Raw genomic sequence first — 12,038 nt, 5'->3', positions numbered from 1 at the left:
GGGTCATATCGACGGCGGCCGTCGCGGCCAACAAGCCGCACCTGCAGTTTAGGAGCATCGTCCATGATTTGGTGTCCACCTGTTTTTGGTGGACACTTCATGCATCAGAGCACTGCGCTTCAGAAGGCGCATAGAAATTCGCGCTTACGGAAAACCTACCAATCGCTTACCGGGCCTATCGTTTGATCGGGCTATGAAATCCCAACGCCAATTTCCTGCGCGACACGCTCGACCTTGGCTTCTGTCTGCGACGTGCACCATTAGCCAAGGCAGGTTGACGGTCTCGACGATGCGAGGAAGACATTACGGACGTACGCGCCGGAGAGGTTTTATCTGTCAAAGCTGGCTCCAAGCTCCTATCCGTGTCACCGCCTTCGAAAGAGCACTCCGAATTCGCAAGACGATGCTGACGATCCAGCTCCATGCTTGCGAGACGTCTAGGTATACGCCGCACTTGTTCGGACGCTCTAGGCGACCGCGCGTCGGTGACCAAGAGGCCGGTACATGACGCTCTCGCCTTCCGCCACCACGGTGTGGATAAATCGAGTGCGACGAAATGGTAACAAAGGGCTTTGCACTCGCCGAAACGGGATCCGGTTTAAGGGTCGATAAGACTATGGTCGCCAACGCTTTACTTGAGAGCAGACGGCGGACCCCGGTGAGCGCTACAGCGAGCACTCGATGCTCCCGCCGGTTCCACGCCCTGCTGAAAGGGCCATCTTCCACTATCTACGTTCTGAAATCGAACCCCACTCGCCGAGCTGTGCAAGGGCGTCATCTTCCGTTTAGGCCCGACACTGAGAGAGTAAGCTTGGATTTAAAACGGTGGCACCTTGTCGAGATCGCGAAACGCAAGATTTCGGGCACTGTTGGAAAGATATCCCCAGTCGCTCGGCGACGGCCTTTTGGGACAACCCTGCCCTCTTCCTGACTTCCTTTAGGCGTGCACCAATAAGAGCATCGACAGACTTAGTCCCGCTCTTCTCGTCTCCAAGCCGCCACCGCTCCTCGATGCCAAAATCCACGTCGCAAATTTAGTGTATCCTGGACAGGCTTCACTAGCCCAGGAGGACATTGGCCCATGTATGCTGCGACCATCGGATTAGACATAGCGAAGAACGTGTTCCAAGTATATGGAGCCAACGCCGCCGGCGACCCGTTGTTCAATCGACGGGTTTCCCGAGCAGCCATTTTGGATTTCTTCAGCAAATTACCCCCATGTGTGGTTGCAATGGAGTCGTGCTCGACAGCCCATTACTGGGGGCGTTCGATATCGGCGCTGGGCCATCAGGTGCGGCTTATCCATCCAGCATACGTGAAACCCTTTGTGAATCGCGACAAGACGGATGCCAATGATGCTGAAGCCATCCATGAAGCCTTGTCCAGGAGGTCAATGCGTTTCGTCCCATTGAAGTCCACGAGCCATCAGGCGTCGACAATGCTATTCAAAACAAGAGCGCTCCTGGTTCGCCAACGCGTTCGCGCTGTGAATGCGCTGCGCGCCCATCTCGCTGAGCTGGGCATCGTGGCGCGGCCCGGGACATCGAATGTCTCGTCGTTGATCTCGATTGTCCGCGATCGACAAAGCAAGAGCTTACCGCCTTCAGCTACGACAGCATTAAAGATCATTGCCAGGCAGATCGATACCCTTACCAAAGACATCGAAAGTCTCGAAAAAACATTAAAAAGCCAAGCGAAGGAGGATGACGAGATGAGGAGGCTGATGACCATCCCGGGCGTTGGAGCAATGACCGCTACCGCCATCAAGGCTTTCGTGCCAGACATTGGCGTCTTCAAATCTGCCCGTCACTTCGCTTCATGGACAGGTCTCACGCCCAAGTCTTTCTCTAGTGGGGAAAGCATCAAGATCGGCGGCATAACAAAAATGGGGAATCCGGATTTGCGGTCGCTTCTTGTCACAGGAGCTATGTCGGTAATTCGGAACACGAAAACGGATGACAACAAAAGCTGGACTGCGTCCTTAAGCGACGAAGGCCGTTCAAGGTGGCGGCGATCGCTCTGGCAAACAAAAACGCGCGCACGATTTGGGCCATCCTTACAAAAGGCGGTTCCTACGAGACCGCGCCCACGAGAACCTGAGCCGCAACGGATGACCGCATGTCGGTCGTCGATCGGAGTTCGAGATAGCGGAATGCAAGATTAGGCAAGCAACACCGGCGAATACCATGTGCCCATGAGCACGCTCGAGTGATGGGTGCTTGCCCCGCGTAAGTCGCTGAGGCTCAGCGCGGATTCCGCGTGGAAGCCGTACACTTGGTTGCAGCATTCAAGAAATCGCTCATCGAACCCCGATCGGGCGGATCGTAGGCAACTGCGGTCCGCCTCTATCGTCAAGCCAAGGCGTCAGAAATACGCTGTTTGACTACTTGCGTTGTAGGACAAGTTCGGATCACATGTGAACAGCACGATACCCTTGGAGAAGAAGATGCCCCGTTTTTTGACCCGCGCCGCCTTCGTTCTGACCACGTTCATGATACCCGCCGTTGCATCCGCGCATACCGGGATAGGGCCGACATCGGGCTTCGTCCATGGCTTCGCCCATCCGATCTCCGGCATAGACCATACGCTTGCCATGGTTTTGGTGGGCCTACTCGCATTCCAACTCGGCGGCCGGGCGATATTCCTCGTGCCAGCGGCTTTCGTAGGCATCATGATGGTTGGCGGCGTGCTTGGTGTCGCGGGTGTCGATCTCCCGATGGTCGAAATTGGGATCGCATTGTCGGTTGTTGTCCTGGGAGCCGCGGTCGCGCTTAGAGTTAAGACGCCGACGACTGTTGCAATGGCGGTCGTCGGCCTCTTCGCTCTTTTCCACGGGCACGCGCATGGATCAGAAATGCCAGCGAACGCGACCGCTTTCACCTATGCTTCGGGCTTTGTCGCGGCAACTGCACTGCTGCACGGACTCGGCCTTGTCGCAGGTTTCATAACCGCACGCGTGAGTGACAGCAGGGGCGAACTCATTGCCCGCACCGCTGGAGGTTTGGCAGCTCTAGCGGGATTGGGACTCGCAATTGGCTTGGTGGCGTGACGCGCAGATCATCATGTCAGGCGCGCCCGCATCGACTGTTGGAGGTTCTCGAACTGGGATACGCTAGAAGCCGACATTGTCATCTCTAGGTCGCCCTAATACACCAGACTGAGGAACTGAGCTTGGGGTTTGGCGTTCATGAGTTTCGACCAGGGAGGGATGTCTCAGGTGGTCAAGATAGGAATCGCTGTCGTCTTTCATCGCGATCAGGTCTCCCGTCTTTTTCAAAATGCTGAGTCGTCGCCGACCCCAATACCTGTCGGGCCGCCCTGCTCGATCCTCGTGTTTAGGAAGAATCCTCACCGGGTGCTCCCGCAGCACTCGTGGTCGGGATGCGAACATTCGCGACTTCATCAATTTTACCGAAGGATTCGCGTCTGACGGCTCGGTGGCAGGACATCGATGTCCCCTAAAGCGGTCCGAGGGCGCTCAACCTCAAGGAAGGGAGCGGCCCTCTCACCCCACGCGCAAGCCGTCACGCATGCGCCGACGGACGCGGCTGCGGAGGTTCACGTGGTGTGGGGTGTCGATGCCTTAGGTGGGGAACAGAGCATCACTTCGCAAGGTCGCCGAGCCGCCCGGAAAATCAGCCGTCGCTCGGGACTGAGGTCTTGGAGATTATAATCGAGCCGTTCCGCGCTCGGTCCTTGTCGGTCCGTTGCCGAATACCAAGCGCCTAAGGCGCCTCTATCGTCGCGGCAGGTAGTGCTCCCGCCAAGAGCGACGCATGCCCGCAAAGTTTGCGTGACACGAACTTGGTAAAAACCCTTACGCGTTTCGTCTTGCGTGTCTCGCCTTGTGTAAGAATCCAGAGTGTGCCGTACATATGAAGTTCGGTCCCGGGCACTCTGACCAACGTTGGCTGAGCATCGCCAACCAAACATGGAAGTGTTGTCATCCCCAAGCCCTGCCGTACTGCGACGACCTGAGCCTCCGCGTCTGTGACCCTAATCGGTACGCCATCAGCTCGGGCGCCGCTCCGCCGAACCCATTCGGGAACGCCATGAGCACTGATTACGATCCACCGGACAGAGCTTGGGCCGCCCTCACCCCACACCGGGAGCAAGTCTCGAGACATGTAGATCCCGCCGTAGACATCCGGCCCCTTTAAACCATGCAGGTTCGGCGGGAGCGTCTTGCGGTCATAAACGACGCGGATGGCGACGTCGGCCTCCCGGTTCGTCAGGTTTGCGAGATCCCCGGACGATATGATGTCCATCTCGATATCGGGGTGCGAGCGCGTGAACTCAGCAAAATCCGGCATAAGCAGGTGCGTTGCGAGTGTCGGAGCAAGTGTAACTCTTAAAAGTCCTCGGACACCCTGGTCCCGGCCGAAGACACGTGTCTCCAGCTGAAGTGACGAAGCTTCCATCTGTTCGGCGAGTTCACGCACCTCCTCCCCTGCGCTCGTCACTTGATATCCGGAAGGTAACTTGTCGAACATCTGCGCGCCCAGTCGCTCTTCGAGATGAGCGATACGGCGAAGGACTGTTGAATGGGTCACGCCCAGGCTCGACGCGGCCGCACGCACAGACCCCGCCCGCGCGACGGCAAGAAAGTGGCGGATGTCATCCCAGTCGATCATGGTGCAGTCTCGCACCGCACTGGTGCCCTTACGAGTTGAACGGCCCCAATCTACGCTCAAGACGGTATACTTCAACACCGGAGGCCGAACTCACGCGGATCTTTATTGCACCACCCTTGTGCGCGCATTGGCACTGAATGGCGGCCATCGGCGCTCCTATGTTGTGATCAACGGATCAGGGACAGGCTTCCTCACATCTGTCGAACACAACGAAGGATGCATGCCATGGACAGACTAAACGGGAGAACTGCCGTGATAACTGGCGGCGCGACAGGCATCGGTCTCGCGGCCGCCAAGCGCTTCATCGATGAAGGCGCCTTCGTCTTCATCTTCGGTCGTAGACAAGAGGCACTTTATGCAGCCATTGCGGAATTAGGATCCAGCGCCCGCAGCGTGAAGGGATCAGTCTCCGACGAAGGCGACCTCGATCGTCTGTACGAGGCAGTCAAGGCCGAGCGCGGGCGCCTCGACATAGTATTCGCCAACGCAGGAGTTGGAAGCCCCGCAGCTCTCGGCATGATCACCGCGGCACATATTGACGAGACCTTCGACACCAACGTCAAGGGCACGATTTTCACGGTCCAGAAGGCGCTCCCACTCATGAGCCCCGCTGGCTCAATCATCCTGACCGGGTCTAGCGCCGGCACAACCGGAGCTCCGGCGTTTACTGCCTACAGCGCCAGCAAGGCGGCCGTCCGCAACCTAGCCAAAACATGGGCCGAAGATCTGAAGGGCACAGGCATCCGCGTCAATGTCCTCTCGCCTGGCGCCACCGCGACTGAACTCGCGAAGGAGGCTCTCGGAGAGGAAGGCCAGAAGGCATACGGCGCAATGACACCTCTGCAGCGCATGGCCGACCCGGCAGAGATCGCGGCGGTGGCAGCTTTCCTTGCATCATCAGACAGCAGCTTCATGACAGCGAGCGAAGTCGCCGTCGACGGCGGCCTCGCCCAGCTATGAACGAGCAGCCCCGCGCCTCCAAAGCGAGCGAGCCGTTCGGCACCTTTATCGACCAAGGAGAAAGATTATGACCTACTCAATCATCGGCTTCGGCAAAATCGGCCAGGCCCTCGCCAAGGCATTTGCTCGCCGCGACATCGACGTATCTGTTGCGACCACCCGTGATCCGGAAAGCTTCGCGGCGGAGGCCGCCGCAGTCGGCCCATCGATCAAGCCAGCGACGCTTTCGGCTGCCATCGAGGCGGACGTCATTTTTCTGGCTGTGCGTTTCGAGGCCCATACGGAGGTCGCGAAGGCGCTGCCCGACTGGCAGGGGAAGATCATCGTTGACGTTACCAACGCCTACGGCGTGCCGCTCGAGAAGCTGGGTGACGAGGCGTCCGCGAAGGTCGTTGCAAACGCGTTCGCGGGCGCCAGTGTGGTCAAGGGCTTCAACCATCTGGGCGCGGGCGTGCTCGGGCAGGACCCGGCCGTACTCGGCGGAAGACGGGTTGTTTTCCTGGCGAGCGACGTTGAAGCTGCGGCAGCGCAGGTCGGGAAGCTCGCCGAAGACCTTGGCTTCGCGCCTATCAACCTGGGCGGTCTCGCCGAAGGCGGACTGCTGGTCCAAGGTCGCGGTAACACGTGGGGTCACCTTATCTTCAAAGACCTCGTCAGTTTCGGCTGATTGCAGTTTCACAGCTCCGCAAAAAGAAAGTAAGGTTTCCATGAGCATCGAAGACAACATTCAGATGGTGAAGGATTTCTTCGGCGCGATCGGCAACGGAGACAGGCAGAGAACGTTGGCGATGGCTGCCGGGGACATCGATTTGTGGATCACTGGGTTTTCGACATCACTGTCGAGAATGCAAAGCTGACAGCCATCAGAGAATGACCTCCTCGAAAGGGCCCCGCAAGCGGCCCAGGCGCACTAAAAAGCGCGGGACCTGGTCGGTTGGTTGCGGACGGCCTGGTATTGGATGCAGCGGGCAAACGAGACATGGTTGGCGGCGCTGATGGCCGCCGCCAGATTGCTGCCGAGATCCCGGCGGACTCGTCTTCACTCTTGAAGCGTTGTTGAGCGCATGCGCAATCCTTACTGTGCTTTCAACTCTTCGTTCCAATCTTGCGCATGGGGTCTGAGGCGCACGAAGTCACACCCGAGGTGATCGGCAATATTGCGCAGCCTGTCAGCATAGACCTCGGCCTGCGGGTCGGCGTCTGTCGCTGCAACCAGCATTCGACCAGCGGTGATCGCCTCTATATGCTGCGCAACCGCCGGCGCCCAACCTCCCCCGGTGCTGGCATAGAGCGTATCGCCCCGTGCTCCCTCGAGAGCGGCCAGGCTCAAGGCATCGATCGCCGCCTCGGTTATACAGACGCGGGGAGCATTGCGGACACCGAAGCAGAATAGCGTTTTGGTGCCTCCCGTCGAAAAGCCGCGCCAATCCGGACCGCGTTCCTCCCAACCCGAGACATTGCCGGCATCGTCGTCGTGGCGAAACCATGCACTCGCGAATGGTCCCTGCCGGATCCGGTCGGCCCTGATCGCGCGTCTCAGGATGGGCGCCGGCAAGGCTCTCGCCTCAGTCAGGTACCGGAAGCCGGGCGACAGCGGTGTCATGAGCGGCCGGTTTTGCCACCGTTCGGGCACCGGCGCCGTGGCAACGGGTCTGTCTGGTGGATGACGCGGTCCAAATGACGGCGTGTTGCTGCCGGCCAGTTCGCAGATACGCTCGACGGCGACAGGAAACGAAATCTCTTCAAGAAAACCTGCAAGCGCAAAAACGTCTCCCTTGTGATCCGAGAGCGGATCGAACCAGCCGGCGCCCTCGTGGGTAACGATCAAAATTTCGGGACTGCGCCGGAATTTACGGGCACGCCGGCTGCTCTCCTTCTCGTCAAGGACAAAACCTGCCTGCAGCAATACCGCCTCGCAGGACACGAGGCCGCGTAATCTCTCGAGCTTGATCCGATGCATGTTTGCCTCCTTCCTCCCCTCCTTTGACTGGGGCTATACCCCTCCCCCGCGCGAAGGCCGTGGCTGCAAGGGCGCGATGACAGGACGTACGAGAAGGAAAGTATCGGCGCGGCGCAGCTTCCCTTGCGGCCAGTAAGCCGCAAGCGCTACGCAGGTCTCGCCTGCGAGACCCTACGGCGGCAGCGCCGCCAACGAAGATGAAGAGTATCGGAGAAATCAGCATAGCGCCGCCCGCCGGGCGGGATTTCGGGAATTCTCGCCGCGCGGGATCGGGTGAAGGGCAGCCGCAGGAGCCTCAACATAGTGGCCCATAGGGGAGGCGGGACCGACTGCTCCCGATCTGAGCGCTCCTTGCCTACGCAGTCAACGCGATCCTCAAGCAGCGTGTCGAGTTAGCGAGGCTTGATAGATCAGAATTTTTCGCCGAGTTGGCTACGGTCGCGATATCTGACCGAAGCCGAAGATCGCGACATCCCTATTTGAAACTGCCGGTCCAGTGAAGGCGATCCTCTGTCAGGCCAACGGGAAGCTGAACCACGGCCCGAAGGCGGTATCGAGGAGGGGACAATTGTGCTATCTACCCAACGTGTGTCGCGAGGGATCGTCTGCCGTCCTGGAAAACCGAGCCGGCGGCTTATAAAGTTCGAGATACTTCGCGAGTGAGCAACCTGTGCCGCTAAGATGCGCGATCTAGGGGACTGATCAGCCTGTATATCTCCTGTTAACCAGAAGCGAAGTTGGGGTTTATTTCCGTCGTAGCTATTCATTCTCCAAACGGATATCCCTCTGATCGCAGTGTCTTGCGCCTGAATTGGCGCCTGACATCGGGCGCAAGGGGTCAACTGCCTGTATCACGCGACCGCAACAGTGCGTGAAGCATGGGAGCTGGAGTGAAGGAATGGTGTCGCGCTTTGAGGGTCAGGCTGCGAAGATATCCGCCAGGCGACGTGATGCGCTCGGCGTTTTCGAGAATGCAGGCAGTAACGATCGACGCGCTTTCGGTTCCCATTGCCGCGACTGCATCGTGGAAGGCCGAGTTGCTGATGCCGAGCATTGTGCGGACGATGCTTGATGCAGCTGCGAGATCCGGCCAGTTTCGAATAGTGCCGCCGGGTCCGTAGGCACCGACCTGTGGGCATGCTTGGAGGACGGCTGCCAGGCTCAGCGGCCTGACTAGATTATCTTCCCCGCTTTTTCGGTCTTCAACATCCACCGTTGGCGCTGGCCGATCATGGTTGCGGTGGCTTTCAATTTCAAAATGGGATTCTGGATCTGAATCCTGTATGTGGCGCTCACTCTGCGATTCATTGGCGCGCAGATCCTGCGCTTTTACGTGATTTTCCAATTGGTTGACGATTGCGGTGCGGATGTCTTCGAGCTGTCGCAAGGCGGTCTCAACTTGCATCAGCGTGGCCTGACGCGGCAAGCTGTCAATAACGCTGCGGAAGTGCACGTAAAGGGGTGCCCAGTCACCTGGCGCATTTTCGAGCTCGGCTGCCGAGATGAGTTTTGCGATGTCGCGGCGGCAGATCGACACGCGCTCCTTGGCGATACGGAGCCGTTCGCGATCCAGTTGAATGCGAGCGGCTAACCTCTCGATCTCCTCAGCGCGGGCCAGCAATGGAGCGAGATTGAAGCCGAAAGCCTCGTCGATCTCCCCTCCCCTACCCCGCCGGACGTAGCGCTTGCCATTGGGGCTGTCCTTCCTGGCGATCAGACCGGCATCGACGAGCATGGCGAGATGCCGCCGCAGGGTTGCCGGCGTCATGCCGCGGGCCCGAATGGAGAGCTGGACATTTGAGGGGAACACCACGAGGGAAGTACTGGTGGACATCTCATCCTCAGGGAGAAACGTCAGGAGCGCATCGAGCACCGTGAGGGCACGATCGGTGACTTCAAGCTCGCGGCGTGCTTCGCAGACCGATCTGAAAAGCTTCCATTTGTTGCGGCTCTCGCCCTTCGGCAAAGCACTGGCCTTGCGCTGTGCCAGCATCATGGCAAGCGTCATCGGGCGCCGCCCGACAGGCGTCGTCACATATGTCGTATCCATCTTTCTTTCACCTGCGTTGAGGCAAAAGAAATCCGCTCACCAAAATGGCGCCTAGACTCTTGACTGTGATTCGGGGAAATGCGATTCTTGATTTGCTTAAGATCGAGAAGGGCTTCCACGACGGCGACGTTTGGGGGCCTTTTTCTTTTGCGCGGTTCGACCTCTATTGTTTGGGTTGAGTGCTTCGCACGAATTCGCTGTGCAGCGCTTCCATGCGATTATTCAGGAAATCGACGAACTCTGTCGGGACAGCTTTGGTAAAGCTGATCCGTGGGCCGGAACTCGGATACGACACTGTCGCGAGCACGAAGCCATTGGCCGTGATTTCGCTCGGCGCGGCCTCAGTCTCATTTTCCACCGGTGCCTTGTCCTGCAGGGCCATAGACGCCACCTGGAAGCGCAGATTGGTGTCTGGCTGGCTTTGATCAGCCAGGCGAACGGAAACGCGCTCTGCAGCGTCCTGGCGAATAGCAAAAGTCTCCGCGAATGCCAGCCAGCGCCGGCGCCCAACTTCTGGGGCGGGGCCGATTGCGAAAAGGATAGCTCGCGGAATGGCAGAGGCGATCTTCAGCATTTCTGAAAGGTGGGACTTCTTCGTCGACAACGATGCGCAGATCGTATCGCGGCGATAGCCTGCCTCTTCCTGGGCAAGAGCGAAAACGCATTTCTCGATGAAGCTGAGGTCGTTGCGGTTGGTATTCTCCTCGCCCTGACGGACGATGGCTTCCTCGTCGGGCAACTCACGAAGGATCGCCCTGAACTTGATGCCGAGCGCGGCGGCTGCAGCCAGGCGCCTGCGGCCGAAAACGATCTGGTAGGGCTTGCTGCCATCCTTGAGGGGACGCACGAGGCCTGGAACGATCTGGCCGCGCTTCTGGATCGATTCCTTGATGGCTTCGATCGCAGATCCTTCATAGGCACCGTCGAAGCGGTCCGGGATCGCCGATGGCGCTACGTCGGACGGATCGACCTCGATAATATGGTCGCCGTCCTTCAGGAGTTGATCGAGCGCCTCACCCTTTTCCTGGATCTGGCGAACGCCGGCTGCAACCTTCATCAGATGTGGCGATGGGGTTCGGCCCGCAACCGGCGCTACGCTCGGTGCAGGCTGGTCGAGGCCGCCAAGGACGTTGGCGAACATGCCACGGGAATCTTTGCGGCTCATTCACGCCCCCAGGCTGCCCAGAGCAGCTTTTCGATCTCGCTATTGGCAGCGTTGATCGATTCCATCGCGCGGTCGTAGGTCTTCGGCGCCGAGAACCTGGCACGCTGCACTTCGTAGAGGCTCTGCTTCCAGGTCAGAGCGTCGGCGACGGCTGTGGATTTGGACACCATGTTGAGAAGCAGGTCATCACCGAATACCTGACGCATCAGTGCCGTCATGTTGGCCTGCGGGTGATCGTTCGCCTCGAACTTGGTGACGAGGAACTTTGCGAAGTCCCACTGTGCCGGAGCACCCATTTCGCTGAGGATCTGCATGTAGGTGGCAGCCAGCTCCAGGAACTTGCCGGTTGAATCGACATCCAGCATGTGAGCCGGAACTGGAATGATGACGCCGGTGGCTGCCGTCAGCGAAGACAGCGTCAGGAAGTTGAGAGACGGTGCTGAATCCATCAGGATAACGTCGTAGTCGTCGGCAACCTGTTCGAGCGCCTGGGAGACCCGCAAGAGGAAACTTGTCCCCCCTGCCCTGCGCATCTCCAGGGCCACGGCGGTTTCGAACTCGGTGAGATCGAGACCGGCGCAGATGACATCGAAGCCGGTGATGTGGGTTTTGTGGATCAGGTCTTTCGTCGGGCGCTGCTCGGAAAAGCGGATCGCCGCATAAAGCGTGTCGTCTTCGCGCGGATCAAAATCGGGAAGATTGCCGTGCAGGCTTGTCAGCGAGGCCTGCGGGTCGAGATCGACCGCAAGCACGCGGTAGCCGCGAAGCGCCAGGTAGTGACCGAGATGGATCGTCGTCGACGTCTTGCTCGACCCGCCCTTGAAATTGGTGACGGCGATGATCTGGCATTCCTCGCCTTCAACGCGGCGCGGGTTCATGTATTTCTTGCGACCCTTCTCGGCAAGCGTCATGCGCAGCTCGAGGACCTGGTCCAGCGAGTACATGCGCCGTCCGTTCGGGGTGACCTCAGGGGTCGGGCCCTTGTCCTTGAGGACGATCTGGCGAATGTAGGCTTCCGACACTTCGAGAAGGGCGGCCGCCTCCGATGAGGAGAACTTGCGCATTTCGCGGCGCGCGTCGGGCGGATATTGCGCCATGCTCAGGTTCTGGAGTGCAAAGTCGAGCTTGCTCGAGAAGCTCTGCATAAAATCGAGACTACTTAGATGCCGATTCACTGGATTTCCCTCGGTTCGTTCCGGACAATTTAGCGCCGCTTGTGGTTAACGAAGCGTTACACCGGCCGTTGTTTCGCGAAAGAACGATAATTCG

General features: G+C 58.9%; 10 protein-coding genes and 1 pseudogene. 5 read left to right on the top strand and 6 right to left on the bottom strand.

The window, feature by feature from the left end; all coding sequences use genetic code 11:
- Positions 1–785 precede the first annotated feature (785 nt).
- Positions 786–1,025, bottom strand: coding sequence for a helix-turn-helix domain-containing protein (locus AC1DNK_RS25815; protein ID WP_477943954.1), 240 nt, complete (start codon positions 1,023–1,025; stop codon positions 786–788).
- Positions 1,026–1,081: 56 nt separating this feature from the next.
- Between AC1DNK_RS25815 and AC1DNK_RS25810 the strand changes: the two are divergent.
- Together AC1DNK_RS25810 and AC1DNK_RS25805 are read left to right on the top strand one after the other, a co-directional pair.
- Positions 1,082–2,100 (top strand): annotated as a pseudogene (locus AC1DNK_RS25810) (IS110 family RNA-guided transposase).
- Between the two features lie 346 nt (positions 2,101–2,446).
- The gene (locus tag AC1DNK_RS25805; protein WP_477943953.1) at positions 2,447–3,049 is read left to right on the top strand and encodes a HupE/UreJ family protein; all 603 of its coding nucleotides are present in this window, start codon (positions 2,447–2,449) and stop codon (positions 3,047–3,049) included.
- A 676-nt stretch (positions 3,050–3,725) separates the two neighbouring features.
- On the opposite strand, the gene AC1DNK_RS25800 is transcribed toward AC1DNK_RS25805, so the two are convergent.
- Complete coding sequence (locus AC1DNK_RS25800) at positions 3,726–4,634, bottom strand: LysR family transcriptional regulator (RefSeq protein ID WP_477943952.1); 909 nt, start codon at positions 4,632–4,634, stop codon at positions 3,726–3,728.
- A gap of 225 nt (positions 4,635–4,859) precedes the next feature.
- Here AC1DNK_RS25800 and AC1DNK_RS25795 point away from each other — a divergent pair, with 225 nt between their 5' ends.
- The 3 genes from AC1DNK_RS25795 (at position 4,860) to AC1DNK_RS25785 (ending at position 6,451) form a co-directional block, all read left to right on the top strand.
- Positions 4,860–5,594: an SDR family NAD(P)-dependent oxidoreductase gene (locus AC1DNK_RS25795; RefSeq protein ID WP_477943951.1), complete on the top strand. Its 735-nt coding sequence runs from the start codon at positions 4,860–4,862 to the stop codon at positions 5,592–5,594.
- Positions 5,595–5,661: 67 nt separating this feature from the next.
- Positions 5,662–6,261 carry an NADPH-dependent F420 reductase gene (locus AC1DNK_RS25790; protein ID WP_477943950.1) on the top strand — a complete coding sequence of 200 codons (600 nt, stop codon included), beginning with the start codon at positions 5,662–5,664 and terminating at the stop codon, positions 6,259–6,261.
- A 40-nt stretch (positions 6,262–6,301) separates the two neighbouring features.
- Complete coding sequence (locus AC1DNK_RS25785) at positions 6,302–6,451, top strand: hypothetical protein (protein ID WP_477943949.1); 150 nt, start codon at positions 6,302–6,304, stop codon at positions 6,449–6,451.
- A gap of 218 nt (positions 6,452–6,669) precedes the next feature.
- On the opposite strand, the gene AC1DNK_RS25780 is transcribed toward AC1DNK_RS25785, so the two are convergent.
- From AC1DNK_RS25780 to repA, 4 genes are all read right to left on the bottom strand, one after another.
- Positions 6,670–7,554, bottom strand: a complete 885-nt coding sequence (locus AC1DNK_RS25780; protein ID WP_477943948.1) for a DUF3991 domain-containing protein — start codon at positions 7,552–7,554, stop codon at positions 6,670–6,672.
- An 838-nt stretch (positions 7,555–8,392) separates the two neighbouring features.
- Entirely contained in the window at positions 8,393–9,604 is a 1,212-nt protein-coding gene (gene repC / locus AC1DNK_RS25775) for a plasmid replication protein RepC (protein ID WP_477943947.1), read from the bottom strand.
- A 163-nt stretch (positions 9,605–9,767) separates the two neighbouring features.
- The gene (gene repB, locus AC1DNK_RS25770; RefSeq protein WP_477943946.1) at positions 9,768–10,769 is read right to left on the bottom strand and encodes a plasmid partitioning protein RepB; all 1,002 of its coding nucleotides are present in this window, start codon (positions 10,767–10,769) and stop codon (positions 9,768–9,770) included.
- A complete protein-coding gene (gene repA / locus AC1DNK_RS25765; RefSeq protein WP_477943945.1) occupies positions 10,766–11,944 on the bottom strand; it encodes a plasmid partitioning protein RepA in 1,179 nt (392 codons plus the stop codon). Before repA ends, repB begins: the two co-directional genes overlap by 4 nt.
- Between the last annotated feature and the right edge of the window lie 94 nt (positions 11,945–12,038).

The sequence above is a fragment of the Rhizobium sp. 01N424 genome (assembly GCF_056399485.1).
The sequence above is the reverse complement of the archived record's forward strand: the minus strand, read 5'-3'. Positions and strand labels throughout refer to the sequence as shown.

Excerpts from the sequence above, each read along its gene's own strand:
- AC1DNK_RS25790 (WP_477943950.1), top strand. The coding sequence starts at position 5,662 with ATGACCTACTCAATCATCGGCTTCGGCAAAATCGGCCAGGCCCTCGCC.
- AC1DNK_RS25805 (WP_477943953.1), top strand. The coding sequence starts at position 2,447 with ATGCCCCGTTTTTTGACCCGCGCCGCCTTCGTTCTGACCACGTTCATG.
- AC1DNK_RS25780 (WP_477943948.1), bottom strand. The coding sequence starts at position 7,554 with ATGCATCGGATCAAGCTCGAGAGATTACGCGGCCTCGTGTCCTGCGAG.
- repB (WP_477943946.1), bottom strand. The coding sequence starts at position 10,769 with ATGAGCCGCAAAGATTCCCGTGGCATGTTCGCCAACGTCCTTGGCGGC.
- AC1DNK_RS25795 (WP_477943951.1), top strand. The coding sequence starts at position 4,860 with ATGGACAGACTAAACGGGAGAACTGCCGTGATAACTGGCGGCGCGACA.
- AC1DNK_RS25800 (WP_477943952.1), bottom strand. The coding sequence starts at position 4,634 with ATGATCGACTGGGATGACATCCGCCACTTTCTTGCCGTCGCGCGGGCG.
- AC1DNK_RS25785 (WP_477943949.1), top strand. The coding sequence starts at position 6,302 with ATGAGCATCGAAGACAACATTCAGATGGTGAAGGATTTCTTCGGCGCG.
- repC (WP_477943947.1), bottom strand. The coding sequence starts at position 9,604 with ATGGATACGACATATGTGACGACGCCTGTCGGGCGGCGCCCGATGACG.